The sequence below is a fragment of the Streptomyces sp. NBC_01334 genome, from assembly GCF_035983595.1.
Classification (GTDB): Bacteria; Actinomycetota; Actinomycetes; order Streptomycetales; family Streptomycetaceae; genus Streptomyces; species Streptomyces coriariae.
Genome location: NZ_CP130718.1, coordinates 2,595,392 through 2,620,414 on the forward strand (window position 1 = coordinate 2,595,392; position 25,023 = coordinate 2,620,414).

Below are 25,023 nucleotides of genomic sequence, written 5' to 3' on the forward strand. Positions count from 1 at the left end.
GTGAGTGCATGAGTCGGCCGCTGCTGTACCTCGACGTCGACGGTCCCCTCAACCCGTACGCCGCCAAGCCTTCGAAGCGACCTGCGGGCTATACGACCATCAGGGCGTCCGTCGGCCGTGAGCGACCGCTGCGGGTCTGGCTGCACCCCGGGCACGGCGCCGCGCTGCTCCGCCTTCCCTACGACCTGTGCTGGGCGACGACCTGGATGGCCCAGGCCAACCGCTGGATCGCGCCGGTGGTGGGACTGCCCGAGCTTCCGTACGTCGACTTCGGCGAGGCGCTCTTCGCCCACCGGGCCGACGGGGTCCACTGGAAGACGGAGGCGATCGTCGCCCACGCGGCGGGCCGCACCTTCGCCTGGGTGGACGACGAACAGTCCCCCGCCGACACGGCCTACGTCGCCGCTCACCACCCGGCACCGGCACTCCTGCACCACGTGAACCCCCGACTCGGCCTGCGCGAGGAGGACTTCACCACCCTGGCGGAGTTCGCGGCAGCACTGCCCGCATGAGGAAGCGGTGACGCCCGGCCGGCGCCGGCAGGTCACCTGCTCGGCCGTCGACGAAGCCCGACCGTCGGTTGGGTCCCGGACACGATTGCCGGCCGCCCCGGACAGGCCGGGGATGCAACCATTCCCTTCAGAGCTGGAACCCCCGGAAGCCGACCGCGCGTTGGCGACGACAGCCGCAGCCACTGACAACGAACCTGCCGGCGACCGACCGCATCGCGCGCTACGGGACGAGAGAGCCTTCACCCTCCACAACCACGTCGCCCTGGCCTCGTAATGCACCGGCACGCCTCACCGACCTCCGATAACCTGCGGATCTTCCCAGAAAGGCGGTCCCCCGTGAGCTTCGATGCCGAACGATGGGCGCGCATCGCTGCCATGCGGGAAACCGCCCGGCCCGTCTGGGAGGCAACCGGCGACACGGACACCCTCCAGCAGTTCCTCAAGGACAACGGGTGTCACGGAGTGGAAGCCGTGTTCGTGACCATGGGCCTGCTCAACTGCGATCTCGCCGTAGCCCAACGAGCCTTCTTCAACGCCCCCTGCCGCGACGCCGAACGCCGCTTCCACAACCACGCCATGGACCTGCTCGAAGAGGCAGCCGCAGCCGCCGACGACGACGCCTGACGGCACCAGCGGGCAAGTCGCTCTGGACGGACGTTGCGCCTGCGCCCCGTTCAGGCGCCTCCCACCAGGAGATCGGGCAATGCCGCGCGATGGCAGCCGTTGTCTCGTCGCGGTTCACACATGGTCGGTGGTCGCTCCGCGCCGGTTGCCGCTTGCGACGCTGTTCAGACGAGCGCCGGTGCGGGAGCGGGCAGGTACGGGGCGATGTTGCGCCAGGCGCGCTCCATGTACTCCTCCTTCTCGCCGACCGGGGCGACATAGTGCAGCGCGCCGTCGGCGGCCTCCTTGCCCTCCAGACGGGCGATGATCCAGGCGGCGAGGTAGTGCGAGGCCAGGCAGCCGCCGGCGGTGGCGATGTTGCCCTTGGCGTAGAAGGGCTGGTCGAGTACCTCGACGCCGGCGGCGACGACCCAGGGCTTGGTGATCAGGTCGGTGCAGGCGGGGATGTCGTCGAGCAGGCCGAGCCTGGCCAGGACGAGCGCGCCGGAGCACTGTGCCGCGATGAGCTGGCGCGAGGGGTCCAGGCGGCGCAGGACGTTCATGATCGCCGGGTCTTCGACGACCTCACGGGTGGCGATGCCACTGCCGACGATGACGGCGTCGGCGGTGCACGCCTCCTCCAGGCCGGACATCTGCTCGATGACCACTCCGTTCATCGACGTCACCTTGGGGCCGGGGGTGGCGATGGTGACGCGCCAGTCGTCGGTCTTGATGCGGTTGAGCACACCGAGCGCGATCAGGGAGTCGAGCTCGTTGTAGCCCTCGAAGGTGAGGATGGCGATGTGCACGTCGGCAGTCCTTCCGCCTGGGTGGGTGGGTCTTGACGCTAAGGACCCACGAACAGGACAGTCAAAGAATTGTCATGCATACAATCCGGTACGTGGCAGCCTCGCGGTACAAGACACTGGTCGACGCCTTCGCGTCCGACATCCGGACCGGGCGGCTCGCCGCGGGCGTGCGGCTACCGACACACCGCGGGCTCGCCGCCCGTGAGGGCATCGCCGTGGTGACCGCGACCCGGGTGTACGCCGAGCTGGAAATGATGGGTCTGGTGAGCCGGGAACAGGGCCGCGGCACGTTCGTGCGCGCTATCGCGGTTCCCGCCGGTCACGGCATCGACCAGCAGTCCGTCGCCACCGACGCGGTCGACCTCAGCTTCAACTGTCCGTCACTGCCCGGACAGGCCGATCTCCTCCGACAGGCACTGCGAGAAGTGGCCACCTCCGGCGATCTCGACTCGCTGCTGCACTACCAACCACATCGAGGGCGTCCCCAGGACAGGGCCTCGATCGCCCGACACCTCAGGCGTCGAGGAATCACCGCTGACGCGGATCGGATCCTCATCGCCAACGGCGCGCAGCACGGCCTGGCCATCACCGTCATGGCCGCGCTCAACGCAGGCGACGTCGTCGCGGTCGACGCACTCACCTACCCGGGGTTCAAAGTGCTCGCGCACGCCTTCCACCTCGACCTGGCACCCGTACCCGCAACCGACAACGGGCCGAATCTCGATGCCCTCGAAAAGCTGTGCGCGACCCGCCCCGTACGGGCGATCTACACCATGCCCACCCTGCACAACCCTCTGGGCTGGGTCATGCCGGCGGCCGACCGAACCCGCCTGATCGAGATCGCCCGACAGCACGGTCCGCTCATCATCGAGGACGCCTCCTACGCCTACCTGGTCGAGGACCCTCCACCGCCGCTGGCGGCAACCGCGCCGGACATCACCGTCCACGTCTCGGGGCTGTCCAAGAGCATCGCCACGGGCCTCCGGGTCGGCTTCGTCGTTGCCCCGCCCTCCGCGGTGCCGTCGCTCGAACGCTCGATCCGGGCGACCACCTGGAACACCCCGGCCCTCACCACCACGATCGCCTGCCGCTGGCTCGACGACGGCACGGTGGACCGCCTGGAAGCGCAGAAGCGAGACGACGCCAAGGCCCGGCAAGCAATCGCCGGACAGGAGCTGGCAGGCCTACCACTCATCGGCCACCCCTCGTCCTACTTCACCTGGCTGCCGCTGCCCGACGACGCACGCGCCGATCGCCTGACCGCCACCCTCGCACGTCAGCACATCTCGGTATCGACGGCCGAGCCGTTCACCACCTCGACGCACACACCGCAGGCGCTCCGCCTCGCCCTGGGCTCAACCGATCTGGACCGTCTCCGGTCGGCGCTGCGTACAGTGCGACGAGTCGCTGTCGAGGACGCCTGCGCTTGAACGCCCCTCGATCGCCGAATGGATCGAACTCCTTGACGCGGTGCTCACACACGAGCGCCCTCCCGGGCCGTCCTCGGGCCGTGGAAGGGCGCTCAACGATGACCAACGCCGACAACCACCGACAGCTCGGCGGCAGGTCAGGACGTTGATCTGGGCCGGCAGCCGCAGGTCACGGCCACCACCGGCACGGATCAGTTGTGGCTGTGCAGGATTTCGTTCAGGCCGCCCCATACCGCGTTGTTCGGGCGGGCCTCGACCGCGCCGGTGACCGAGTTGCGGCGGAAGAGGATGTTCGAGGCGCCGGAGAGCTCGCGGGCCTTGACGATCTGACCGTCGGGCATGGTGACCCGGGTGCCCGCGGTGACGTACAGGCCGGCCTCGACCACGCACTCGTCGCCGAGGGCGATGCCGACGCCCGCCTCGGCGCCGATGAGGCAGCGCTCGCCGATGGAGATGATCACGTTGCCGCCGCCGGACAGCGTGCCCATCGTGGAGGCGCCGCCGCCGATGTCCGAGCCGTCGCCGACGATGACGCCCGCGGAGATGCGGCCCTCGACCATCGAGGTGCCGAGGGTGCCCGCGTTGAAGTTGACGAAGCCCTCGTGCATGACCGTGGTGCCCTCGGCGAGGTGGGCGCCGAGGCGGACCCGGTCGGCGTCGGCGATCCGCACGCCCTTCGGCGCCACGTAGTCCGTCATGCGCGGGAACTTGTCGATGGACGTGACCTGGAGGTGCAGGCCCTCCGCGCGGGCGTTCAGGCGGACCTTCTCGACGTCGTCGACGGCGACCGGGCCGAGCGAGGTCCAGGCGACGTTCGCGAGGTGGCCGAACATGCCGTCCAGGCTCTGCCCGTGCGGCTTCACGAGCCGGTGGGAGAGCAGGTGCAGGCGCAGGTAGACATCGTGCGCGTCGAGCGGCTTGTCGTCGAGCGAGGCGATGACCGTGCGGACCGCGACCACCTCGACGCCCCGGCGGGCATCCGGACCGACCGCCTTCGCCGCACCCTCACCGAGCAGCTCCACAGCCTTCTCGGCGGACAGGCGCTCGGTGCCGGACGGGCCGGGCTCGGCGACGAGCGCGGGCGCGGGGAACCAGGTGTCGAGAACAGTGCCGTCGGCGGCGATCGTGGCGAGGCCGGCGGCCGCGGCGCCGTTGGTGCGGGGAACAGTCGTGTCGGTCATGAGGGCAACCTAACCGGCGGGGGGCCGCAGAGGCCAACCCGCACAGCGGTGTCTCAGGACGCGGGCCGCGCGCCCCCGCCTGCCTGGTGAGTTTCTCTTGGGAACCAACTGTGTCAGCATGGCCGTCAGCGACGGGAGGAGGCCCATGGCCCGCAGGACGAGCCTGGAGGATTCGGGCTGTGCCATCGCGCAGGCACTGGACGTCGTCGGGGACTGGTGGACCCTGCTGATCGTCCGCGACACCGCGCGCGGAGTGCACCGCTTCGACGAGCTCCAGCGCGAACTCGGCCTGTCCCGGAAGGTGTTGACCGAGCGGCTGCGGCTTCTCGTCGAGGCCGAGGTGCTCGCGCGGGTGCCGTACCAGGAGCGCCCGGTGCGCCACGAGTACCGCCTCACCCCGCGCGGCCGGGCCCTGTTGCCCGTTCTGGTCGCCCTCCAGGACTGGGGCGACACCTGGGTCCTGGGTGACGGCAGCACCACGGCCACGGCCGAGCGGGCGTCCGCGGAGGCCCGGCGCGTGCACGCGCTGACGGGCACCCGGCTGCCCGGGCTCCGGCTGGTCGACGACCAGGGCTCACCGCGCGATCCGGTCGCCGACGACGCGCTCCACACCGTTCTCTACTGCTTCCCCGGCGCCTACGCCCGCCCCGACGCCTACCCGCCGGGCTGGGCGGAGATCCCTGGCACCCCGGGCTGCACCCTGGAGTCCCGCACCTACCGCGACCGGCTCGCCGGGTTCCGCGCGGCGGGCGCGGCGGTGCGCGGGGTGTCCACCCAACGCCCGGACGAACAGCGTGCGTTCGCGCAGGAGGAGCGGCTGGGCTTTCCGCTGCTGTCCGACGCCGAGTCGACGTTGATCACCGCGCTGCGGCTGCCGACGTTCCGTGCGGCGGGGGCGAGCCGGCTGAAGCGGCTGACCCTGGTCGTGGACCGGGAGCGGGTCGTCCGGCATGTGCAGTATCCGGTGACGGACGTGGCGGGGAGCGTCGAGGAGGCGCTCAGCGTCGTCCGGCGCCTGGGCGGGGACGCCCGCCCGGAGCGGCACCGGGGGGAGCCGGGACAGCGGAGGGACCGGCAGCGGCAGGGATGAGCCGGGTCAGCGCTTCCCGCGCGTACTCCTCGTCGTAGGGCGCGTCCGTCAGCAGCACCTGGAGACAGATCCCGTCCATCAGCGCGACCAACGCGCGTGCGGTGAGGGGGTCGACGTGCCCGGCGAGGAGGGTGGCGAGGTCCTCGGCCCACTCGGCGGCGACGGGGCGCAGCGCGGGCCGTCGCAGGGCGGCCAGGTACAGCTCGTACTCCAGCTCGACGCCGGTACGCTCGCCGGCCAGCCATTCGCCGAGCAGTCCGGCCAGTTCGGCGGGCAGGTCGAGCCGGGTGTCCGTCAGCCCGCCGTGCGCCGCGACCGCCTTGGCGAAGCCCTCGTTGGCCTGCCGCAGGGCGGCGATCATCAGTTCGTCGAGGGTGGCGAAGTGGTAGGTGGTGGAACCGAGGGGCACGTCCGCCTCGGCGGCGACCGAGCGGTGACTCAGTCCGGCCAGCCCCTTCGCCCCGACGACCCGGATCGCCGCATCGATGATCCGCTGCCGTCGCTCGGGGTCGTGGCGTCGGGGCATCAGTGCGCACCTCCCAGGTTCAGTACGACCACTCCCCCGACGATCAGCAGGATGCCGACTGCCTTGACGGGCGTCAGGGACTCCCCGAACAGGGCCAGCCCTATGACGGCGATGGCCGCGGTGCCGACCCCGGCCCAGATCGCGTACGCCGTGCCGATGCCGACGGTCTTGAGGGTCCGGGCGAGTAGCAGGAAGGAGAGGACGTAGCCGGACGCCGTCAGCAGCGAGGGCCAGAGCCTGCTGAAGCCGTCGCTGTACTTCATGGCCGTCGTCGCGGCCACCTCGGCGGCGATGGCGCCGGCGAGCGTCAGGTATCCCATGTGTACGAGCGTACACAACGATGCGTACGGGTGTACACAACGATGTCCGCACCGCTCGTTCCATCCCAAGTCGGCGCGAAGCCGGAAGTGTTGTCGATGTGGAGTCGAAAGCGTTATGGAAAGCGCTCACTCAAACGGCTGAACCTGAGCCACAGGTTCCACTACTGTTTCACCGTTCACACACCGGGTCATCGCAGCCGCGGCCGCCGTCAGGGAACGCCGCTGGAGGAACAGCGCATGCCAGACAACAAGTCCCGGCCCTCTCAGGAACAGCCCTGGGAGAACGGCTGGGCCCCGGACATCTCCCGGGCACCCGGAACACGGCGCCTCTGGCTGGCCGGCGGTCTCGCCGTGGCCACCATCGTGGCGTGCGTGACCGCAATCGCCTTGAACGACAAGCCCGTTGACGACAAGTCGGAGGCCCGTCAGGGGCAGACGCTGTCGGACGAGGAGACGGAGGGCGGCCTGATCTCCTTCGCCACCCCCTCCGCGAGCGGGTCGCCGACACCGACGGGGAAGAAGAGCACGACCGCGTCCGCGTCGCCGAAGACCTCCTCCTCCCCCGAGGCGCAGGGCAGTTCGACGCCACACGCCCCGGCCGCGCCGTCCGCGTCGTCGACGACGAAGCCGTCCGCCCCCGGACCGGCCGCCACCCGGCGCTCGGTCCGCTCGGTCAACTACCCCGACCGCTACTGGCATGTGAGCGGCGGCCTGGTGAAACTTGATCAGGTCGGCGGCTCGGAGTCCCGTGCGGACTCCACCTTCACCGTGGTGAAGGGCCTGGCCGACAGCTCCTGCGCCACCTTCGTCACGGCGGACGGCACCTATCTGCGACACCGCGACTTCGTGCTGCGCGCCGAGCGCAACGACGGCTCGGCCCTCTTCAAGCAGGACGCCACCTTCTGTGCCGTCCCTTCCTCCTACGCCTCCGGCGCGGTCATGCTGGAGTCGGTGAACTACCCCGGCCGATTCCTGCGCCACAAGAACTTCGCACTGCGCCTGGACGCGTACGGCTACGGCTCCAACCACCGCGAGGACTTCTCGTTCAACCTGGTGGACGGCCTGGCCTGAGCACACGCGAAAGCGGCGGCACCCGGTGGGTGCCGCCGCTTTCGCGTGCGGGGAAAGATCTCAGGCGGGGTCTCAGGCGGATCCCGGCCGGAATCCCGGACGGGATCTCAGACGTTGAACCCGAGCGCGCGAAGCTGCTCGCGGCCGTCGTCCGTGATCTTGTCCGGGCCCCACGGCGGCATCCAGACCCAGTTGATGCGCAGCTCGTTGACCAGGCCGTCCGTGGCGGACTTCGCCTGGTCCTCGATCACGTCCGTCAGCGGGCAGGCCGCCGAGGTCAGGGTCATGTCGATCGTCGCGATGTTCGCGTCGTCGATGTGGATGCCGTAGATCAGCCCGAGGTTGACGACGTCGATGCCCAGTTCGGGGTCGACGACGTCGTACAGCGCCTCGCGGACTTCCTCTTCGGAGGCCGGCTTCATCTCAAGGGTCTCGCTCATGCCGTCTTCCTTTCGGCGTCGGCTCCGCCCAGGGCTTGGGCCGTCGCGTCCTTCCACGCCATCCAGCTCAGGAGGGCGCACTTGACCCGGGCCGGGTACTTGGAGACACCGGCGAACGCGACCGCGTCCTCCAGCACCTCCTCCATCGCGTCGTCGGGCTCGATCCTGCCCTTGGACTGCATCAGCTCCAGGAAGGTCTCCTGGATCTTCTGCGCCTCCGCCAGATCCTTGCCGACCAGCAGGTCGTTCAGGACGGACGCGCTCGCCTGGCTGATGGAGCAGCCCTGGCCCTCGTAGCTGACGTCCTCGATCTTCGTGCCGTCGTACTTCACACGGAGGGTGATCTCGTCGCCGCAGGTGGGGTTCACATGGTGCACCTCGGCGTCGCCGTCGCGCAGACCACGCCCGTGCGGGTGCTTGTAGTGATCCAGGATGACTTCCTGGTACATCGAGTCCAGCTTCACGGTCTCAGCTCACGCCCCTCAGCCGAAGAAGTTCCGTACATGCTCCAGACCGTCGACCAGAGCGTCGATCTCGGCCGGCGTGGAGTACAGATAGAACGACGCTCGCGTGGTCGCGGGAATTCCGTAGCGCAGGCAGACGGGCCGGGCGCAGTGGTGACCCACCCGGACCGCGATGCCCTGCTCGTCCAGCACCTGGCCCACGTCGTGCGGGTGGATGTCGCCGAGCGTGAAGGAGATCGCCGCGCCCCGGTCCTCGGCCGTCGCCGGGCCGATGATCCGCAGGTCGGGCACCTCGGTCAGGCGACGCACCGCGTACTCGGTGATCGCGTGCTCATGGGCGAGGATCTTGTCCATGCCGATCGCGGACAGGTAGTCGATGGCCGCGCCCAGACCGACCGCCTGCGCGATCGGCGGGGTGCCCGCCTCGAACTTGTGGGGCGCCGGGGCGTACGTCGACGAGTGCATCGACACCGTCTCGATCATCTCGCCGCCCCCGAGGAACGGGGGGAGGTCCTCGAGCAGCTCCTGGCGGCCCCAGAGGACGCCGATGCCGGTCGGGCCGCACATCTTGTGGCCGGTGAAGGCCACGAAGTCGGCCTGGAGGGCCTGCACGTCCATCGGCATGTGCGGCGCGGCCTGCGAGGCGTCGATCAGGACCAGGGCCCCGACCTCCTGCGCACGGCGCACTATCGCCTCGACCGGGTTCACGGTGCCGAGGATGTTCGACACCAGCACGAAGGAGACGATCTTCGTCTTCTCGGTGATGATCTCGTCGATGTTGGAGAGGTCGAGCCGGCCGTCGTCGGTCAGGCCGAACCACTTCAGCTTCGCGCCGGTGCGCTGCGACAGCAGCTGCCACGGGACGATGTTGGAGTGGTGCTCCATCTCGGTGATGACGATCTCGGTCTCGTGGTCCACGCGGTAGGGCTCGTCGGCCCAGCCCAGCATGTTCGCCACGAGGTTGAGCGACTCGGAGGCGTTCTTGGTGAAGATCACCTCGTCGCGGCTCGGCGCGTTGATGAACGCGGCGACCTTGTCGCGCGCGCCCTCGTACAGCGCCGTGGCCTCCTCGGCGAGCACATGCACACCGCGGTGGACGTTGGCGTTGTAGCGCTCGTAGTACTCGTTCAGGGCGTCCAGCACCTGGCGCGGCTTCTGCGAGGTCGCCGCGTTGTCCAGGTACACGAGCTTCCTGCCGTCGTGGACCTGCCGGTCCAGGATGGGGAAGTCCTTGCGGATCGCCTCGGTGTCGAGGAGGCCCGGCAACTGCGTCACGCGGATACGCCACCCTTCGTGTATGCCTCGTAGCCCTCGTTCTCCAGCTTGTCGGCGAGCTCGGCGCCGCCGGACTCGACGATGCGGCCGGCCGAGAAGACGTGGACGAAGTCGGGCTTGATGTAGCGCAGGATGCGCGTGTAGTGCGTGATCAGCAGGGTGCCGACCTCGCCGGTCTCGCGGACTCGGTTGACGCCCTCGGAGACGATGCGAAGGGCGTCGACGTCCAGACCGGAGTCCGTCTCGTCGAGGATCGCGACCTTCGGCCGGAGCAGCTCCAGCTGGAGGATCTCGTGGCGCTTCTTCTCGCCGCCGGAGAAGCCCTCGTTGACGTTGCGCTCGGCGAAGGAGGTGTCCATGTGGAGACGCTCCATGGCCTCCTTGACCTCCTTCACCCAGGTGCGCAGCTTGGGGGCCTCGCCGCGGATGGCGGTGGCGGAGGTGCGCAGGAAGTTCGACACGGAGACGCCGGGGACCTCGACCGGGTACTGCATGGCGAGGAACAGGCCCGCGCGGGCGCGCTCGTCGACGGACATCTCGAGGACGTCCTCGCCGTCGAGCAGCACGGTGCCGCCGGTGATCGTGTACTTCGGGTGGCCCGCGAGCGAGTAGGCGAGGGTCGACTTGCCGGAGCCGTTCGGGCCCATGATGGCGTGCGTCTCGCCCTGCTTCACGGTGAGGTCGACGCCCTTGAGGATCTCCTTCGTGGCGTTGTCGGCCTCGACGGTGACGTGCAGGTCTCGGATTTCAAGCGTTGCCATGGGTGCCTCAGGACTCCTGGGTGAGGGAGACGAGCACGTCGTCCCCTTCGATCTTTACGGGGTATACGGGGACGGGGCGCGTCGCGGGAAGGCCGGACGGCTTGCCGGTGCGGAGGTCGAAGCTGGAGCCGTGCAGCCAGCACTCGATCTGACAGTCCTCCACCTCGCCCTCGGAGAGCGAGACGTTCGCGTGGGAGCAGATGTCGTGGATGGCGAACACCTCCCCCTCGGTACGGACGACCGAGACCGGCGTGCCGTCGAGTTCCACCCGCGTCGGGGTGTCCTCTTCCAGCTCGCTCAGCCCGCAGGCGCGTACGTAGGCCATCAGACGGTGGCCTCCAGCTCGGTCTCGATCCTGGCGAGCAGGCGCTCCTCGATGTCGTCGACACCGATCTGCTGGACCAGCTCGGCGAAGAAGCCGCGGACCACCAGGCGACGGGCCTCGTCGGCCGGGATGCCGCGGGCCATCAGGTAGAAGAGCTGCTCGTCGTCGAAGCGGCCGGTGGCGGAGGCGTGTCCGGCACCGACGATCTCGCCGGTCTCGATCTCCAGGTTCGGCACCGAGTCGACCCGCGCGCCGTCCGTGAGGACCAGGTTGCGGTTCATCTCGTAGGTGTCCGTGCCCTCGGCCTTGGCCTCGATGAGCACGTCGCCGATCCACACGGCGTGCGCGCCCTCGCCCTGGAGGGCGCCCTTGTAGACGACGTTGGACTTGCAGTGCGGGACGTTGTGGTCGACCAGGAGGCGGTGCTCCTGGTGCTGACCGGCGTCCGTGAAGTACAGACCGAACAGCTCGGCCTCGGCGCCGGGGCCGGCGTACGCCACGCGCGGGTGGAGGCGGACCAGGTCGCCGCCGAAGGTCACCACGACCGACTTGAAGGTCGCGTCGCGGCCGACGAGGGCGTTGTGCTGGGCCACGTGCACGGCCTTGTCGTCCCAGTCCTGGACGGAGACGACGGTCAGCTTCGCGCCGTCCCCGAGGACGTAGTCGACGTTGGCGGCGAGCACGGCGTCACCGGTGTGGTCGATGACGACGACGGCCTCGGCGAAGGCACCCAGCTCGATGACCTGGTGGCCGTAGGAGACCCCGCCCTCACCGTGCACCGCGATGCGGATCGGCTCGGTGAGCACCGTCTCCTTGGGGACGGTGACCACTCCGGCCTTCTCGAACGCGGAGTACGCCTGGGCGGCGACCCGGTCCACCGGGGTGCCCGCCTTCCCGAGGCGCGGGTCGTCGCGGTCCACGAGTTCGACGGTGACGCCCTCGGGCGCCTCGACGGCGACCTTGACGCCCTCGCCGGTCGCGACGGCGGTGCCGTCGTGCAGCCCGCGCAGCCGCTCCAGCGGCGTGAACCGCCACTCCTCCTCGCGACCGTGCGGGACCGGGAAGTCCTTCACGTCGAAGGAGGCGGGCGCGCTCATGCGCGTGGCGACGGTCGACTCGGCGGCCACCGCGATCTGGCCCGCGGTGGTGGAGCCCACGGGGATGTTCTGAGCCTCAGCCATGGCTGTCGGTCTGCTCTCTTCCTGCGTCAGAAAATTGCTGCTGCTGTCAGGGGCGGGTCTCAGCCGACCGCGCCTTCCATCTGCAGCTCGATCAGCCGGTTGAGCTCGAGGGCGTACTCCATGGGCAGCTCCTTCGCGATGGGCTCGACGAAGCCGCGCACGATCATCGCCATCGCCTCGAACTCGGTCATGCCCCGGCTCATCAGGTAGAAGAGCTGGTCGTCGCTGACCTTGGAGACGGTGGCCTCGTGGCCCATGGACACGTCGTCCTCGCGGACGTCCACGTAGGGGTACGTGTCGGAGCGGGAGATGGTGTCGACGAGCAGCGCGTCGCACAGCACGTTGGACTTGGAGCCGTGGGCGCCCTCGCCGATCTCGACGAGACCGCGGTAGGACGTCCGGCCGCCACCGCGCGCGACGGACTTCGACACGATGTTGGACGAGGTGTTCGGCGCCATGTGGACCATCTTGGAGCCGGCGTCCTGGTGCTGGCCCTCGCCCGCGAAGGCGATGGAGAGGGTCTCGCCCTTGGCGTGCTCGCCCATCAGGTAGACGGCCGGGTACTTCATCGTCACCTTGGAGCCGATGTTGCCGTCGATCCACTCCATGGTCGCGCCCTCGTACGCCACGGCGCGCTTGGTGACCAGGTTGTAGACGTTGTTCGACCAGTTCTGGATGGTCGTGTAACGGCAGCGGGCGTTCTTCTTGACGATGATCTCGACCACGGCGCTGTGCAGCGAGTCCGACTTGTAGATCGGGGCCGTACAACCCTCGACGTAGTGCACGTAGGCGCCCTCGTCGACGATGATCAGGGTCCGCTCGAACTGGCCCATGTTCTCCGTGTTGATACGGAAGTAGGCCTGGAGCGGGATCTCCACGTGCACGCCCTTCGGCACGTAGATGAAGGATCCGCCGGACCACACCGCGGTGTTCAGCGACGCGAACTTGTTGTCGCCGACCGGGATGACGGTGCCGAAGTACTCCTTGAAGAGCTCCGGGTGCTCCTTCAGAGCGGTGTCGGTGTCGAGGAAGATGACGCCCTGCTCCTCCAGGTCCTCACGGATCTGGTGGTAGACGACCTCGGACTCGTACTGGGCCGCGACACCGGCGACGAGGCGCTGCTTCTCCGCCTCGGGGATGCCGAGCTTGTCGTACGTGTTCTTGATGTCCTCGGGCAGGTCCTCCCAGGACTCCGCCTGCTTCTCCGTGGAGCGCACGAAGTACTTGATGTTGTCGAAGTCGATGCCCGAGAGGTCCGAGCCCCAGTTCGGCATGGGCTTCTTGCCGAAGAGCCGCAGGCCCTTGAGGCGCAGCTTCGTCATCCACTCCGGCTCGGACTTCTTGGCCGAGATGTCTCGGACGACGTCCTCGTTGATGCCGCGCTTCGCAGAGGCGCCGGCCGTGTCGGAGTCGGCCCAGCCGTATTCGTACTTACCCAGGCCCTCGAGTTCGGGGTGGGCAGTCTCCGTGGGGAGAGTCATGCGGGGTTCCTCCCGGCCGTGCTTGCAGATGCGTTGGGGGTGGCTGTGGAAACTTTGGGGATGAACGTCGTGCAGACGCCGTCGCCGTGGGCGATGGTCGCCAGTCGTTGGACGTGTGTCCCGAGCAGCTGGGAGAAGATCTCGGTCTCCGCCTCGCAGAGCTGCGGGAACTTCTCGGCGACATGGGCGACGGGGCAGTGGTGCTGGCACAGCTGCTCGCCGACCGGTGCGCTGCGCGCCGTAGCAGCGTACCCGTCCGCGCTCAGGGCCTTGGCCAGGGCTTCGGTCCGCTCTTCCGGAGCGGCCGCCTCGATCGCCGTGCGGTACCCGGCGGCCTGCTGGGCGATCCGCGCGCGGGCGAAGGCGACGACGGCCTCGTCCCCGCCGAAGCGCTCCTGGATCCAGCTCAGGGCGTCCGCGGCGAGCTTGTCGTACGACTGGTCGAAGGCGTCCCGGCCGCAGTCGGTGAGGGCGAAGGCCTTGGCGGGGCGCCCGCGCGTCCGTGCTCCGTACACCCGCTGCTCGCGGGCTGCCACGACGTCGTCGGCGACCAGCGCGTCGAGGTGGCGGCGTACGGCGGCCTGGGTGAGGCCCAGCCGGCCGGCCAGCTCGGCGACGGTCGACGGCCCGTGGTCCAGGATGGACCGCGCGACCCGGTTGCGCGTCGAGCGCTCACCGGTCGCGATCTCCTCCTGGGGGGTCCCCGTGGGGGTCTCCCGAGCCTCGCCGACGTTTTTCACAACGCCATTGTTGCGTAATTCCTCAGACACAGGCAAGCCGTGTCCGGATCGACGGACGGTGCCCTGCGTCACTTAGGTAAACCTAATCTGACCTGCGGAAACGATCTTTGATCGATCAGGCGAAGACGGTGTTGCGATAAAACCACTGGTCTCCGGAGCGCCCTTCCAGGACACTGCCGGAACATGCCCACACCCCCTCCCACCGGCCCACTTGTCACCCGCGACACCCTCGCCGCGGAGCTTCGCGTCCTGGGTGTCGAACCAGGAGAAATCCTGCTCGTGCACTCCTCCCTCAGTTCGCTCGGCTGGGTCTGCGGAGGCGCCGTCGCGGTCGTCCGGGGACTGCTCGACGCCATCGGCCCGGACGGCACTCTCGTGGTCCCCACCCAGTCCGGCGACCTCTCCGACCCGGCCCTGTGGAGCAATCCGCCGGTCCCCGCGCAGTGGTGGGAGCGGATCCGGGCGACCATGCCCGCCTACGACCCCCTCATCACTCCCGCACTGGGCGTGGGCGTGATCCCGGAGACGGTCCGCACCTGGCCCGGCGCCCTGCGCAGCGCCCACCCGCAGACCTCGTTCGCGGCACTCGGGGCGCGGGCCGCGGAGCTGGTCGAGGGACACGCCCCCGACTGCCGGCTCGGTGAGCACAGCCCGCTGGCCCGGCTGGAGAAGGCGGGGGCACGGGTCCTGCTGCTCGGCGCCGGCTACGCCACCTGCACCAGCTTCCACCTGGCCGAGTACCGGATCCCGGCCCCGCTCGTCGCGGTGGGCCGTCCGGGGCCCGACGGGACGTGGGAGGTCGTGACCGAGGTGTCGATCGACTCCGATCGCTTCGACGAACTGGGCCATGACTTCGAACGCGACCGTGATGTCGTACGGGGCACCGTCGGGGCGGCCGACGTCCGGCTGTTTCCGGTCGCGGACGCGGTGGCCTACGCGCAGCGGTGGCTGCCGCTGCACCGCTCCCGCGAGGAGGAACTCTGAACCGGCCCGCCCTCGGCCGGCCCCCGCCGCCGTCGCGTCCGGCCTGTTCCCGCACCCGCCGGTCCGAGCCCCCACCCGCGAACCTAGACTCTTGAGCCATGCGAAGTGAGCCTGTCGTCCGGGTCGAGGCCCTGGTGAAGCGGTACGGGACGAAGACCGCGGTGAACGGCCTCGACCTGACGGCCCGGGCGGGCGTCACCGCCGTCCTCGGACCCAACGGCGCCGGCAAGACGACCACCGTCGAGACCTGCGAGGGGTACCGCAGGCCGGACGCCGGCACGGTACGCGTCCTCGGCCTCGATCCGCAGAGACAGGCCTCCGACCTGCGCCCCCGGATAGGCGTGATGCTCCAGTCCGGAGGCGTGTACTCCGGCGCCCGGGCCGACGAGATGCTCCGGCACGTGGCCGGGCTGCACGCCCACCCCCTGGACGTCGACGCCCTCGTCGAGCGCCTCGGCCTCGGCTCCTGCGGCCGGACGACGTACCGCCGGCTCTCCGGCGGCCAGCAGCAGCGGCTCGCGCTGGCCATGGCCGTCGTCGGCCGCCCGGAGCTGGTGTTCCTGGACGAGCCGACGGCCGGCCTCGACCCGCAGGCCCGCCGCGCCACCTGGGAACTCGTACGGGACCTGCGGTCGGACGGCGTCTCCGTCATCCTGACCACCCACTACATGGACGAGGCCGAGCAGCTCGCCGACGACGTCGCGATCATCGACGCCGGCCGGGTCATCGCCCAGGGCTCCCCCGAGGAGCTGTGCCGCGGCGGCGCCGAGAACACCCTGCGCTTCACCGGCCGCCCCGGCCTCGACGTGACCTCCCTGCTCAAGGCCCTGCCCGCCGACAGCTCGGCCGCCGAGCTGACTCCCGGCTCCTACCGGGTCATGGGCAAGGTCGACCCGCAGCTGCTGGCGACGGTCACCTCGTGGTGCGCGCAGCACGGGGTGATGCCGGACCGGATCTCGGTCGAACGGCACACCCTGGAGGACGTCTTCCTCGAACTGACCGGCAAGGAGCTGCGCTGATGACCGCCACGGGTACCTACACCCCCCGGCCCGGCGCGGCTCCGCTGCCCCGCATGATCGCGGCCCAGGCGGTGCTGGAGACGAAGATGCTCCTGCGCAACGGTGAGCAGCTGCTGCTCACCGTCGTGATCCCCACCCTGCTGCTGGTGCTGTTCAGCAGCGTGGACATCGTCGACACCGGCGCGGGCGAGGCGGTGGACTTCCTCACGCCCGGCATCCTCGCGCTAGCCGTGGTGTCGACGGCCTTCACCGGCCAGGCCATCGCGACCGGCTTCGAACGCCGTTACGGGGTGCTGAAGCGGCTCGCCGCCTCGCCCCTCCCCCGCTGGGGCCTGATGGCCGCGAAGACACTGTCGGTGCTGGTCACGGAGATCCTCCAGGTGATCCTCCTGACGGCGATCGCCTTCGCCCTCGGCTGGGACCCGCACGGCAACCCGGCGGCCGTCCTGCTGCTCCTGATCCTGGGCACGGCCGCCTTCTCGGGCCTCGGCCTGCTGATGGCGGGCACCCTGAAGGCGGAGGCGACGCTGGCCGCGGCCAACCTGGTCTTCCTGCTGCTGCTGGTGGGCGGCGGGGTGATCGTCCCGCTCGACAAGTTCCCGCCCGGCGCCCAGGACGTGCTCGGTCTGCTGCCCGTCTCGGCCCTCTCGGACGGGCTGCGGGACGTCCTCCAGCACGGCGCGGGCATGCCCTGGGGCGACCTGGGGATCCTGGCGGTGTGGGCGGTCGTGGGACTCGCGGCGGCCGGCCGGTTCTTCCGCTGGGAGTAGCCGGACGCGCGGCCCCGGGGGACCCTCGTGAACGCGTGCACAAGCGGGCCCCTACGATGGGACGCGTGCCAAACGTGACCCGTGCCGACGCCGTAGCCGCCGTGCGCAACCCGCTCGCCTTCATCGCCGAACGCTGGACCCCCACCCGCCGGACCGTTCAGCGGGCGGCGCTGTACCCGCTCGTGATGTCGGTGGTCATCGTGGTCACCGGCGGTGCCGTCCGGCTCACGGGCTCCGGCCTGGGCTGCCCGACCTGGCCCAAGTGCACCGACGACTCGCTCACCGCGACCGGCGCCATGGGCTTCCACGGCGCCATCGAGTTCGGCAACCGCATGCTGACGTACGTGCTGTGCGCGGCCGTCGGCTGGGCGATCATCGCCGCGCGCTCCGAGAAGCCGTACCGGCGGAGCCTGACCCGGCTGGGCTGGGCGCAGTTCTGGCTGGTGATGAGCAACGCCGTGCTCGGCGGGATCGTGGTGCTCGTCGGCCTCAACCCCTACACGGTCGCGGCGCACTTCCTGGCCGCCACGGCGCTGCTCGCGGTCGCCGCGGTGATGTGGCAGCGCGCCCGGGAGGGCGACGGGGAGCCCCGGCCGCTGGTCGGCAAGCCCGTGCAGCAGCTGGTGTGGTTCCTGGTCGTCGCCTCGACGCTGCTGATCGGCGTCGGCACGGTGGTGACCGGCGCGGGCCCGCACGCCGGTGACTCCAGCGAGGTCGAGCGGATGCCGCTGGACTGGGAGACGGTCGCCAAGCTGCACGCCGTGCTCGCCTGGATCGTGGTGACGCTGACCTTCGCCCTGTGGTTCATCCTCAAGGCGGTGGACGCCCCGAAGAACCCGCTGGACCGCACCCGGGACCTGTTCCTGGTGCTGCTCGGGCAGGGTCTCATCGGCTACGTCCAGTACTTCACGGACCTTCCCGAGGCCCTGGTCGGGCTGCACATGCTCGGCTCCTGCCTGGTGTGGATCGCGGTGCTGCGCGTGCTGCTGGCGCTGCGCGAGCGCCCCGAGGCCACGATCGACCTGCCGGGCCCGGCGGCCGAGGCGACGGTCGGCACCCGCGCGTGAGTCGCCCGAGGCTCACGCGTACGAGGTGACCAGAGCGTCGATCGCCGGCCCCAGGTAGTCCCGGGTCAGCTCGGCGCGGCGGGCGGGCCACCCCTCTTCGGCCGGTCCGTCCCCCTCGTCGTAGCGGCGGCGCGCGATGTCCGCCACGACCTCCGAGGGCGCCCCCAGCGCGGACAGTTCGTCGAGCGCCCGGCGCTTGGAGATCAGCCGGCCGTCCCGCACGGTCACCGTCGCCCGGGCGAAGGTCAGCAGCCCCAGATCGACCCAGACGGTCTGCCGCCACAGGTGGGCCTTGTCGACGGCGGGCCGCCAGAAATCCCGCTGGTCGCGGACGACGAAGTCGCCGAGTGCGCGGTCCGGCACGGCCGGCAGGAGCGCGCCGGGCGGCTTCCCGTACAGCACCCGGCCGAAGTCGTGCAGTTCGCGCCGGGTCACCGGGGTGACCGTCCGCCGGAACAGTCGGCCGTGCGCCCAGGTGAGGTGCCGCCGCTCCGGATCGGCCGCCCCGTCGGGGGTGAGATAGGTGCAGTGCAGCAGCGGGGCGAGCGGCTCGTTCCGCAGGCGGGCGTGCAGCCGGCCCAGCTGCCACACCGCGCGCGGTGTGACGGGCCCCGCCAGCACCGCGATGAGGTCCAGGTCGCTGCGGCCCTCCTGGTAGTCGCCGCCGGCGAGCGAACCGTGGGCCCACACGGCGACGGGGTCCAGGGCCTGGAGGCAGGCGAGAAAACGGTCCAGCAGTGCTTCCGTGCGGTTGGCCATGCGCCCAGTCTGTCCACCTCAGCCGAGCCCGTACACCCGGCGCGCGTTGCCCGCCGCGATCAGTCCCGCCACCCGTTGCGCGTCCGCCGACGACCACGCGCCCTCCACGACCCAGCTGCCGAGCACCCGCGCCAGTGCCTCGCGGAACAGCCGCGCCCCGACCACGTGCAGCTCGGGCAGCCCCCCGGCCCCGCTGGAGAAGAGGATCTTGCCGAAGGGGGCCAGCTCCAGGATCTCCGCGAGGATCGTCGCGGCTCGCGCGCCGGTCCGTACGAGCGCGGCGCCGGAGTCGGCGTACACGTGCGGGAAGACGCCCGCGAGGTGGGCGGCGTGCCGGTGGTAGGGGTAGCCGTGCAGCAGGACGAGGTCGGTGCCGAGTCCGGCCGTGGCCCGTACGAAGTCCGTCAGCAGGACCGGATCCGTGCGGTCGACGCGCGCCCCCGGCTCACCGAGCCCCGCGTGCAGCTGGAGGGGCAGCCCCGAGGCGACGGCGATCCACAGCAGATGGCGCAAGAGCACCGGGTCGCTCAGTTCGCCGCCGACCCTGCGGCCCGCCAGCCAGCGGCCCGCCGCGCCCCGCACCTCTCCCGGCCCGGGCGGCTCGGGCGCGAGGGCGAGGCCGTGCCGGACCCCCGCGACGGAGGTGAAGGCCACGGCGCTCGCGGCGGCCCCGTGGACCGACTCGGCGAGGTTGGCGAGGAAGGACTCGACGGTGCCGGAGGTGTCGGCGACCTGTTCGGCGAGGGGCTCCAGGCGCACGATCTCCCGCGCCTCGGCGGCGCCGGCCGAGGCGAGCTCGCCCGGTCCGGTGAGGTCTCCGGGCAGGCCCGTGTCGACCAGGTACGTCGTGATGCCGCTGCCGCGCAGCAGCCGGCGGCCCGCTTCCAGTACGCCGAGTTCACGACGCCGGGCGAGATAACGGGCGGGTGCCGCGTGCGGTTCCAGACCGAGGAGCGGGGGGCACCAGCGGCGTACCGCGAACCCCGTCTGGGTGTCGAACAGTGTCGTGCCCGGGGCCGGCGGGCCCTCGGTGCGGGCCAACTGGGCCTCGAAGGTACCGAGACCCAGCTCCGTTCTCAGGACGCCGTGGCAGTACTGGTCCACCAAGGACGGCGTTTCGATCATCCGGACTCCCCGGGGGACGGACCACGTGATTCCTACGGGTCCTAACGGGTGACCGGGGTGTCAGGTTGTTGCTGCTCAGCCGTTCTTCGGTCCGCCGATCTGGATCCCGGCCATCCGCGTCCACTCGTACGGCCCCGTCTTCACCTTCGCCGCGAACTCGCCGTCGAAGGTCTCGTGGACGGTGATGCCGGACTTCCCGACGGCCAGCTCGGCGACGGCGACCGACGGGGCCACCAAGTCGCCCCAGCCGCCGTCGTCGCCGACCAGGACGATACGGGCGCCGCGCTCGCCGATGTACGCGATCTGGCCCTCTGCCCCGCCGTGCTGCTTGGCGAAGGCGCTGATCTGCTTGGCGAGCCGGACCGCCTTGCGCTCGGCCTTCGCGGCCTGCTTGGCGTCGGCGGTGTCGTCAACCTGCTTGGTGTCTGCCATGGCCAGGATGCTACCGACGGGTAGATCGAACGGCGACGGCCGGGGTGCGTGGTGTTGACCACGCACCCCGGCCGTTCGGCGATCCGGCGACGACGACTCGGAGGTGTCAGCGCAGGAAGGGGTCCACCGCGACCGCCACGAACAGCAGCGACACATAGGTGATGGACCAGTGGAACAGCCGCATCTCCTTCAGCTTCCCGCCCGTCGCCTCCGCCTTGGCGCGGCTCTGGAGCGCGTGCGCCTCCCACAGCCACCAGCCGCCGGCCACCAGCGCGACCGAGGTGTAGAACCACCCGGTGTAGCCCAGCGGGGTCAGCAGCAGCGAGACGGCGACCATCACCCAGCTGTACAGGACGATCTGCTTGGCGACGGTCTTGTTGGAGGCGACGACCGGCAGCATCGGCACGCCCACGCGCGCGTAGTCGTCCCTGACCTTCATGGACAGCGGCCAGTAGTGCGGCGGCGTCCAGAAGAACATGACGAGGAAGAGCACGACCGGCGCCCAGGACACCGAGTTCGTCACGGCCGACCAGCCGATCAGCACCGGCATGCAGCCGGCGATGCCGCCCCACACGATGTTCTGCGAGGTACGGCGCTTGAGGATCATCGTGTAGACGACGACGTAGAAGAGGAGCGCGCCGAGGGCGAGCCAGGCCGACAGCCAGTTGACGGTCAGACCGAACAGGAGTGTGGAGACCACCGCGAGGGTGATGCCGAAGGCGAGGCATTCACGCGGGCTGACCATTCCGGTGACCAGCGGGCGCTGCGAGGTGCGGTCCATCAGCGCGTCGATGTCGCGGTCGATGTACATGTTCAGCGCGTTGGCGCCGCCTGCGGACAGGTAACCGCCGAGGCAGGTCAGGACCACCAGACCGAGGTCCGGAACGCCCTGCTGCGCCAGGAACATCACCGGGACGGTGGTGATCAACAGCAGCTCGATGATCCGCGGCTTGGTCAGCGCCACGAAGGCCTTCACCCGGGCCCCGAACGGCCGCCGGTTCGGGCTCTGACTCGCCCCGACAATCCCCACTGGACGGGATTCAACGGCCGTCACGCACACCCCTGACAGAGACTCCCAGCAAGCCTCCCCGTGTGAATGCGGGGTAAAGGCTCGCGCGTACCACGCCACTGTAGACGTTGCCCAGACCCCGACATTCGCGGGGGTGGGGTCGTGTTGGACAGCACCTGCGGAAGAGCCGGAGGGCACTCTGTTGAGCACTCGTACGAGCGGCTCCGTATTCACTTGCCGAACAGGGAACACACCGGTCGGGAGGCGGATCACCAAGTCTCCCGGCAGTCTGGAATGACTCGAAAAAATGCACGTTCTCACGGGGGTAGGCTCGACAACGGCCGGTGGGCGCCGCGTGCACCGGCATTCGACATGCGTGACATGTGGAGAGGAGCCCTGACCCAGGGTGAGCACCAAGCCGACCACCACAGACCTCGAGTGGACCGAGTTGGACCAGCGGGCGGTGGACACCGCCCGCGTCCTGGCCGCCGACGCCGTACAGAAGGTCGGCAACGGCCATCCCGGTACGGCGATGAGCCTGGCGCCTGCCGCGTACACCCTCTTCCAGAAGGTGATGCGGCACGACCCGGCGGACGCCGACTGGGTCGGCCGCGACCGCTTCGTGCTGTCCGCGGGCCACTCGTCCCTGACGCTCTACACCCAGCTGTACCTGGCCGGCTTCGGCCTGGAGCTGGACGACCTGAAGGCGTTCCGTACCTGGGGTTCGAAGACGCCGGGTCACCCGGAGTACGGCCACACCACGGGCGTCGAGACGACGACCGGCCCGCTGGGCCAGGGCGTCGCGAACGCCGTGGGCATGGCGATGGCCGCCCGCTACGAGCGCGGTCTGTTCGACCCGGAGACCCCGGCCGGCGAGTCGCCGTTCGACCACTTCGTCTACGCGATCGCCGGTGACGGCTGCCTCCAGGAGGGCATCTCCGCCGAGGCGTCCTCCATGGCCGGGCACCAGAAGCTCGGCAACCTGATCCTGCTGTGGGACGACAACCACATCTCGATCGAGGGCGACACCGAGACGGCCGTCTCCGAGGACACCGCTCTGCGCTACGAGGCGTACGGCTGGCACGTGCAGCGCGTCGCCCCCAAGCCGGACGGCGACCTGGACCCGCACGCGCTCTACGACGCGATCGAGGCCGCGAAGCAGGTGACGGACAAGCCGTCCTTCATCGCGATGCGCTCGATCATCGCCTGGCCCGCGCCGAACGCGCAGAACACCGAGGCCGCCCACGGCTCGGCGCTCGGCGACGACGAGGTCGCGGCCACCAAGCGCGTCCTCGGCTTCGACCCGGAGAAGTCCTTCGAGGTCGCGGACGAGGTCATCGCCCACACCCGGGGCGCCCTGGAGCGCGGCCAGGCGGCCCGCGCCGTGTGGGAGAAGTCCTTCCAGCAGTGGCGGGACAACAACCCCGACCGCGCCGCCGAGTTCGAGCGCGTCGCCGCGGGCGAACTGCCCACCGGCTGGGAGGAGAAGCTCCCGGTCTTCGAGCCCGGCAAGGGGGTCGCCACCCGTGCCGCGTCCGGCAAGGTGCTCCAGGCGCTCGGCGCGGTCATCCCCGAGCTGTGGGGCGGCTCCGCCGACCTCGCGGGTTCCAACAACACGACGATCGACAAGACGTCGTCGTTCCTCCCGGCGGACAACCCGCTGCCGGAGGCGGACCCGTACGGCCGCACCGTCCACTTCGGTATCCGCGAGCACTCCATGGCCGCGGAGATGAACGGCATCGCGCTGCACGGCAACACCCGCATCTACGGCGGCACGTTCCTCGTGTTCTCCGACTACATGCGCAACGCCGTGCGGCTGTCCGCCCTGATGCACGTGCCGGTGACGTACGTGTGGACGCACGACTCCATCGGCCTCGGCGAGGACGGCCCCACCCACCAGCCGGTCGAGCACCTGGCCTCGCTGCGCGCCATCCCGGGCCTGAACATCGTCCGCCCGGCCGACGCCAACGAGACGGCGATCGCCTGGCGCGAGATCCTCAAGCGCTGGACGAAGGTCTTCGGCAAGGGCGCCCCGCACGGTCTGGTCCTCACCCGCCAGGGCGTGCCGACCTACGAGCCCGACGAGAACGCGGCCAAGGGCGGGTACGTCCTGTTCGAGGCCTCCACCGGGACGCCGGAGGTGCTCCTCATCGCGACCGGCTCCGAGGTGCACGTCGCCGTCGAGGCGCGCGAGCGGCTGGAAGCCGACGGTGTGCCCACGCGCGTGGTCTCCATGCCGTCCGTGGAGTGGTTCGAGGAGCAGGACCAGGGGTACCGGGACAGCGTCCTGCCCCCGTCCGTCAAGGCCCGCGTCTCGGTCGAGGCGGGTATCGGTCTCACCTGGCACAAGTACGTCGGGGACGCCGGCCGCATCGTTTCCCTGGAGCACTTCGGTGCTTCCGCCGATGGCAAGGTCCTCTTCCAGGAGTACGGCTTCACTGCCGAGAACGTGGCCGCCAAGGCCCGGGAATCCCTCGCCGCCGCCCAGCGCTGACGCTCACATACGACACGTAGGAGATGTAATTCCATGACAGACGCACTCAAGCGCCTCTCCGAAGAAGGCGTCGCGATCTGGCTGGACGACCTGTCGCGCAAGCGGATCACGTCCGGCAACCTGGCCGAACTGATCGACCAGCAGCACGTCGTGGGCGTCACCACCAACCCGTCGATCTTCCAGAAGGCGATCAGCAGCGGCGACGGTTACGAGCAGCAGCTCTCCGACCTCGCCGCCCGCAAGGTCACCGTCGAAGAGGCCATCCGCATGATCACGACGGCGGACGTCCGCGACGCCGCCGACATCCTGCGCCCGGTCTTCGACGCCACCGGCGGCCAGGACGGCCGGGTCTCGATCGAGGTCGACCCGCGCCTGGCGCACCACACCAAGCCGACGGTCGCCGAGGCCAAGCAGCTCGCCTGGCTGGTCGACCGCCCCAACACGCTCATCAAGATCCCGGCGACCATGGGCGGTCTGCCGGCGATCACCGAGGTCATCGGCCTCGGCATCAGCGTCAACGTCACGCTGATCTTCTCGCTGGAGCGCTACCGCCAGGTCATGGACGCCTACCTGGCCGGCCTGGAGCAGGCCAAGGAGCGCGGCCTGGACCTGTCGAAGATCCACTCCGTGGCGTCCTTCTTCGTGTCCCGCGTGGACACCGAGATCGACAAGCGGCTCGACGCCCTCGGCACCGACGAGGCCAAGGCCGCCCGCGGCAAGGCTGGCCTCGCCAACGCCCGGCTCGCCTACCAGGCGTACGAGGAGGTCTTCGCCGGCGAGCGCTGGGCCGCGCTGGAGAAGGCGGGCGCCAACAAGCAGCGTCCGCTGTGGGCATCCACCGGTGTGAAGGACCCCGCCTACAAGGACACCCTGTACGTGGACGACCTGGTGGCGCCGAACACGGTGAACACCATGCCGGAGGCGACCCTGTTCGCCGCCGAGGACCACGGCGCGATCACCGGCAACACCGTCGCCGGCACCTACGAGCAGGCCCGTGCCGAGATCGACGCCGTCGAGAAGCTCGGCATCTCCTACGACGAGGTGGTCCAGCTCCTCGAGGACGAGGGCGTGGACAAGTTCGAGGCGTCCTGGAACGACCTGCTCAAGTCGACCGAGGCGGAGCTCCAGCGCCTCGCCCCCTCGGAGGGCTGAACT

General features: G+C 70.1%; 27 protein-coding genes. 11 read left to right on the top strand and 16 right to left on the bottom strand.

Annotated elements, in window-relative coordinates:
• Positions 1-8 precede the first annotated feature (8 nt).
• Together OG736_RS11790 and OG736_RS11795 are read left to right on the top strand one after the other, a co-directional pair.
• Positions 9-512 carry an HAD domain-containing protein gene (locus tag OG736_RS11790; RefSeq protein ID WP_327182391.1) on the top strand — a complete coding sequence of 168 codons (504 nt, stop codon included), beginning with the start codon at positions 9-11 and terminating at the stop codon, positions 510-512.
• A 336-nt stretch (positions 513-848) separates the two neighbouring features.
• Positions 849-1,136, top strand: a complete 288-nt coding sequence (locus tag OG736_RS11795) for a hypothetical protein (RefSeq protein ID WP_327182392.1) — start codon at positions 849-851, stop codon at positions 1,134-1,136.
• Between the two features lie 164 nt (positions 1,137-1,300).
• Here OG736_RS11795 and OG736_RS11800 read toward each other — a convergent pair whose 3' ends face one another.
• Positions 1,301-1,924: a DJ-1/PfpI family protein gene (locus tag OG736_RS11800; protein ID WP_327182393.1), complete on the bottom strand. Its 624-nt coding sequence runs from the start codon at positions 1,922-1,924 to the stop codon at positions 1,301-1,303.
• Between the two features lie 92 nt (positions 1,925-2,016).
• Here OG736_RS11800 and OG736_RS11805 point away from each other — a divergent pair, with 92 nt between their 5' ends.
• Positions 2,017-3,354, top strand: coding sequence for an aminotransferase-like domain-containing protein (locus tag OG736_RS11805; RefSeq protein ID WP_327182394.1), 1,338 nt, complete (start codon positions 2,017-2,019; stop codon positions 3,352-3,354).
• Between the two features lie 191 nt (positions 3,355-3,545).
• On the opposite strand, the gene dapD is transcribed toward OG736_RS11805, so the two are convergent.
• Positions 3,546-4,535: a 2,3,4,5-tetrahydropyridine-2,6-dicarboxylate N-succinyltransferase gene (dapD, locus tag OG736_RS11810; protein ID WP_327182395.1), complete on the bottom strand. Its 990-nt coding sequence runs from the start codon at positions 4,533-4,535 to the stop codon at positions 3,546-3,548.
• 145 nt (positions 4,536-4,680) lie between these two features.
• Here dapD and OG736_RS11815 point away from each other — a divergent pair, with 145 nt between their 5' ends.
• Entirely contained in the window at positions 4,681-5,625 is a 945-nt protein-coding gene (locus OG736_RS11815; RefSeq protein WP_327182396.1) for a winged helix-turn-helix transcriptional regulator, read from the top strand.
• On the opposite strand, the gene OG736_RS11820 is transcribed toward OG736_RS11815, so the two are convergent.
• A complete protein-coding gene (locus OG736_RS11820) occupies positions 5,534-6,151 on the bottom strand; it encodes a TetR/AcrR family transcriptional regulator (protein ID WP_327182397.1) in 618 nt (205 codons plus the stop codon). The two genes, OG736_RS11815 and OG736_RS11820, sit on opposite strands and share 92 nt — an antisense overlap.
• A complete protein-coding gene (locus OG736_RS11825) occupies positions 6,151-6,471 on the bottom strand; it encodes a DMT family transporter (RefSeq protein WP_327182398.1) in 321 nt (106 codons plus the stop codon). Before OG736_RS11825 ends, OG736_RS11820 begins: the two co-directional genes overlap by 1 nt.
• A 237-nt stretch (positions 6,472-6,708) precedes the next feature.
• Here OG736_RS11825 and OG736_RS11830 point away from each other — a divergent pair, with 237 nt between their 5' ends.
• Complete coding sequence (locus OG736_RS11830; RefSeq protein ID WP_327182399.1) at positions 6,709-7,542, top strand: AbfB domain-containing protein; 834 nt, start codon at positions 6,709-6,711, stop codon at positions 7,540-7,542.
• Positions 7,543-7,649: 107 nt separating this feature from the next.
• Here the strand turns inward: OG736_RS11830 and OG736_RS11835 are convergent, their stop codons facing one another.
• From OG736_RS11835 to OG736_RS11870, 8 genes are read right to left on the bottom strand one after another with little or no spacing between them, the layout of a single operon-like run.
• The gene (locus OG736_RS11835; protein WP_020130530.1) at positions 7,650-7,982 is read right to left on the bottom strand and encodes a metal-sulfur cluster assembly factor; all 333 of its coding nucleotides are present in this window, start codon (positions 7,980-7,982) and stop codon (positions 7,650-7,652) included.
• Complete coding sequence (gene sufU / locus OG736_RS11840) at positions 7,979-8,446, bottom strand: Fe-S cluster assembly sulfur transfer protein SufU (protein ID WP_054239147.1); 468 nt, start codon at positions 8,444-8,446, stop codon at positions 7,979-7,981. Before sufU ends, OG736_RS11835 begins: the two co-directional genes overlap by 4 nt.
• A gap of 18 nt (positions 8,447-8,464) precedes the next feature.
• Positions 8,465-9,721: a cysteine desulfurase gene (locus OG736_RS11845; protein WP_020130532.1), complete on the bottom strand. Its 1,257-nt coding sequence runs from the start codon at positions 9,719-9,721 to the stop codon at positions 8,465-8,467.
• Positions 9,718-10,482, bottom strand: a complete 765-nt coding sequence (sufC, locus tag OG736_RS11850; protein WP_020130533.1) for a Fe-S cluster assembly ATPase SufC — start codon at positions 10,480-10,482, stop codon at positions 9,718-9,720. The genes OG736_RS11845 and sufC overlap by 4 nt, the downstream gene beginning before the upstream one ends.
• 7 nt (positions 10,483-10,489) lie before the next feature.
• Positions 10,490-10,807: a non-heme iron oxygenase ferredoxin subunit gene (locus tag OG736_RS11855; RefSeq protein ID WP_020130534.1), complete on the bottom strand. Its 318-nt coding sequence runs from the start codon at positions 10,805-10,807 to the stop codon at positions 10,490-10,492.
• Positions 10,807-11,988 (bottom strand): Fe-S cluster assembly protein SufD, encoded by a 1,182-nt coding sequence (gene sufD / locus OG736_RS11860; RefSeq protein ID WP_054239146.1) that lies wholly within the window; start codon positions 11,986-11,988, stop codon positions 10,807-10,809. Before sufD ends, OG736_RS11855 begins: the two co-directional genes overlap by 1 nt.
• A 59-nt stretch (positions 11,989-12,047) precedes the next feature.
• Positions 12,048-13,469, bottom strand: coding sequence for a Fe-S cluster assembly protein SufB (gene sufB, locus OG736_RS11865; protein WP_020130536.1), 1,422 nt, complete (start codon positions 13,467-13,469; stop codon positions 12,048-12,050).
• Entirely contained in the window at positions 13,466-14,209 is a 744-nt protein-coding gene (locus OG736_RS11870; RefSeq protein ID WP_327182400.1) for a helix-turn-helix transcriptional regulator, read from the bottom strand. Before OG736_RS11870 ends, sufB begins: the two co-directional genes overlap by 4 nt.
• A 183-nt stretch (positions 14,210-14,392) precedes the next feature.
• Between OG736_RS11870 and OG736_RS11875 the strand changes: the two genes are divergently transcribed.
• The 4 genes from OG736_RS11875 (at position 14,393) to OG736_RS11890 (ending at position 18,049) form a co-directional block, all read left to right on the top strand.
• Positions 14,393-15,193, top strand: coding sequence for an AAC(3) family N-acetyltransferase (locus OG736_RS11875; RefSeq protein ID WP_327182401.1), 801 nt, complete (start codon positions 14,393-14,395; stop codon positions 15,191-15,193).
• A gap of 98 nt (positions 15,194-15,291) precedes the next feature.
• Complete coding sequence (locus OG736_RS11880; protein ID WP_327182402.1) at positions 15,292-16,212, top strand: ABC transporter ATP-binding protein; 921 nt, start codon at positions 15,292-15,294, stop codon at positions 16,210-16,212.
• Entirely contained in the window at positions 16,212-16,982 is a 771-nt protein-coding gene (locus OG736_RS11885) for an ABC transporter permease (RefSeq protein WP_327182403.1), read from the top strand. The genes OG736_RS11880 and OG736_RS11885 overlap by 1 nt, the downstream gene beginning before the upstream one ends.
• 56 nt (positions 16,983-17,038) lie before the next feature.
• Positions 17,039-18,049 carry a COX15/CtaA family protein gene (locus OG736_RS11890; protein WP_327182404.1) on the top strand — a complete coding sequence of 337 codons (1,011 nt, stop codon included), beginning with the start codon at positions 17,039-17,041 and terminating at the stop codon, positions 18,047-18,049.
• Between the two features lie 12 nt (positions 18,050-18,061).
• Here the strand turns inward: OG736_RS11890 and OG736_RS11895 are convergent, their stop codons facing one another.
• The 4 genes from OG736_RS11895 to OG736_RS11910 form a co-directional block, all read right to left on the bottom strand.
• On the bottom strand, positions 18,062-18,808 hold the full coding sequence (locus OG736_RS11895) for a nucleotidyltransferase domain-containing protein (RefSeq protein ID WP_327182405.1): 747 nt from the start codon (positions 18,806-18,808) through the stop codon (positions 18,062-18,064).
• 18 nt (positions 18,809-18,826) lie between these two features.
• On the bottom strand, positions 18,827-19,933 hold the full coding sequence (locus OG736_RS11900) for an amidohydrolase family protein (protein WP_327182406.1): 1,107 nt from the start codon (positions 19,931-19,933) through the stop codon (positions 18,827-18,829).
• A gap of 75 nt (positions 19,934-20,008) precedes the next feature.
• The gene (locus OG736_RS11905) at positions 20,009-20,365 is read right to left on the bottom strand and encodes a hypothetical protein (RefSeq protein WP_327182407.1); all 357 of its coding nucleotides are present in this window, start codon (positions 20,363-20,365) and stop codon (positions 20,009-20,011) included.
• Positions 20,366-20,471: 106 nt separating this feature from the next.
• Positions 20,472-21,425, bottom strand: a complete 954-nt coding sequence (locus OG736_RS11910; protein WP_327182408.1) for a heme o synthase — start codon at positions 21,423-21,425, stop codon at positions 20,472-20,474.
• A gap of 355 nt (positions 21,426-21,780) precedes the next feature.
• Between OG736_RS11910 and tkt the strand changes: the two genes are divergently transcribed.
• Both tkt and tal read left to right on the top strand, forming a co-directional pair.
• Positions 21,781-23,868 carry a transketolase gene (gene tkt, locus OG736_RS11915; RefSeq protein WP_327182409.1) on the top strand — a complete coding sequence of 696 codons (2,088 nt, stop codon included), beginning with the start codon at positions 21,781-21,783 and terminating at the stop codon, positions 23,866-23,868.
• 33 nt (positions 23,869-23,901) lie between these two features.
• Positions 23,902-25,020 carry a transaldolase gene (tal, locus tag OG736_RS11920; protein WP_327182410.1) on the top strand — a complete coding sequence of 373 codons (1,119 nt, stop codon included), beginning with the start codon at positions 23,902-23,904 and terminating at the stop codon, positions 25,018-25,020.
• The last annotated feature ends 3 nt before the right edge of the window (positions 25,021-25,023 follow it).

Excerpts from the sequence above, each read along its gene's own strand:
- OG736_RS11790 (WP_327182391.1), top strand. The coding sequence starts at position 9 with ATGAGTCGGCCGCTGCTGTACCTCGACGTCGACGGTCCCCTCAACCCG.
- dapD (WP_327182395.1), bottom strand. The coding sequence starts at position 4,535 with ATGACCGACACGACTGTTCCCCGCACCAACGGCGCCGCGGCCGCCGGC.
- OG736_RS11815 (WP_327182396.1), top strand. The coding sequence starts at position 4,681 with ATGGCCCGCAGGACGAGCCTGGAGGATTCGGGCTGTGCCATCGCGCAG.
- OG736_RS11820 (WP_327182397.1), bottom strand. The coding sequence starts at position 6,151 with ATGCCCCGACGCCACGACCCCGAGCGACGGCAGCGGATCATCGATGCG.
- OG736_RS11825 (WP_327182398.1), bottom strand. The coding sequence starts at position 6,471 with ATGGGATACCTGACGCTCGCCGGCGCCATCGCCGCCGAGGTGGCCGCG.
- OG736_RS11830 (WP_327182399.1), top strand. The coding sequence starts at position 6,709 with ATGCCAGACAACAAGTCCCGGCCCTCTCAGGAACAGCCCTGGGAGAAC.
- OG736_RS11835 (WP_020130530.1), bottom strand. The coding sequence starts at position 7,982 with ATGAGCGAGACCCTTGAGATGAAGCCGGCCTCCGAAGAGGAAGTCCGC.
- sufC (WP_020130533.1), bottom strand. The coding sequence starts at position 10,482 with ATGGCAACGCTTGAAATCCGAGACCTGCACGTCACCGTCGAGGCCGAC.
- OG736_RS11855 (WP_020130534.1), bottom strand. The coding sequence starts at position 10,807 with ATGGCCTACGTACGCGCCTGCGGGCTGAGCGAGCTGGAAGAGGACACC.
- sufD (WP_054239146.1), bottom strand. The coding sequence starts at position 11,988 with ATGGCTGAGGCTCAGAACATCCCCGTGGGCTCCACCACCGCGGGCCAG.
- sufB (WP_020130536.1), bottom strand. The coding sequence starts at position 13,469 with ATGACTCTCCCCACGGAGACTGCCCACCCCGAACTCGAGGGCCTGGGT.
- OG736_RS11875 (WP_327182401.1), top strand. The coding sequence starts at position 14,393 with ATGCCCACACCCCCTCCCACCGGCCCACTTGTCACCCGCGACACCCTC.
- OG736_RS11880 (WP_327182402.1), top strand. The coding sequence starts at position 15,292 with ATGCGAAGTGAGCCTGTCGTCCGGGTCGAGGCCCTGGTGAAGCGGTAC.
- OG736_RS11885 (WP_327182403.1), top strand. The coding sequence starts at position 16,212 with ATGACCGCCACGGGTACCTACACCCCCCGGCCCGGCGCGGCTCCGCTG.
- OG736_RS11890 (WP_327182404.1), top strand. The coding sequence starts at position 17,039 with ATGGGACGCGTGCCAAACGTGACCCGTGCCGACGCCGTAGCCGCCGTG.
- OG736_RS11895 (WP_327182405.1), bottom strand. The coding sequence starts at position 18,808 with ATGGCCAACCGCACGGAAGCACTGCTGGACCGTTTTCTCGCCTGCCTC.
- OG736_RS11900 (WP_327182406.1), bottom strand. The coding sequence starts at position 19,933 with ATGATCGAAACGCCGTCCTTGGTGGACCAGTACTGCCACGGCGTCCTG.
- OG736_RS11905 (WP_327182407.1), bottom strand. The coding sequence starts at position 20,365 with ATGGCAGACACCAAGCAGGTTGACGACACCGCCGACGCCAAGCAGGCC.
- tal (WP_327182410.1), top strand. The coding sequence starts at position 23,902 with ATGACAGACGCACTCAAGCGCCTCTCCGAAGAAGGCGTCGCGATCTGG.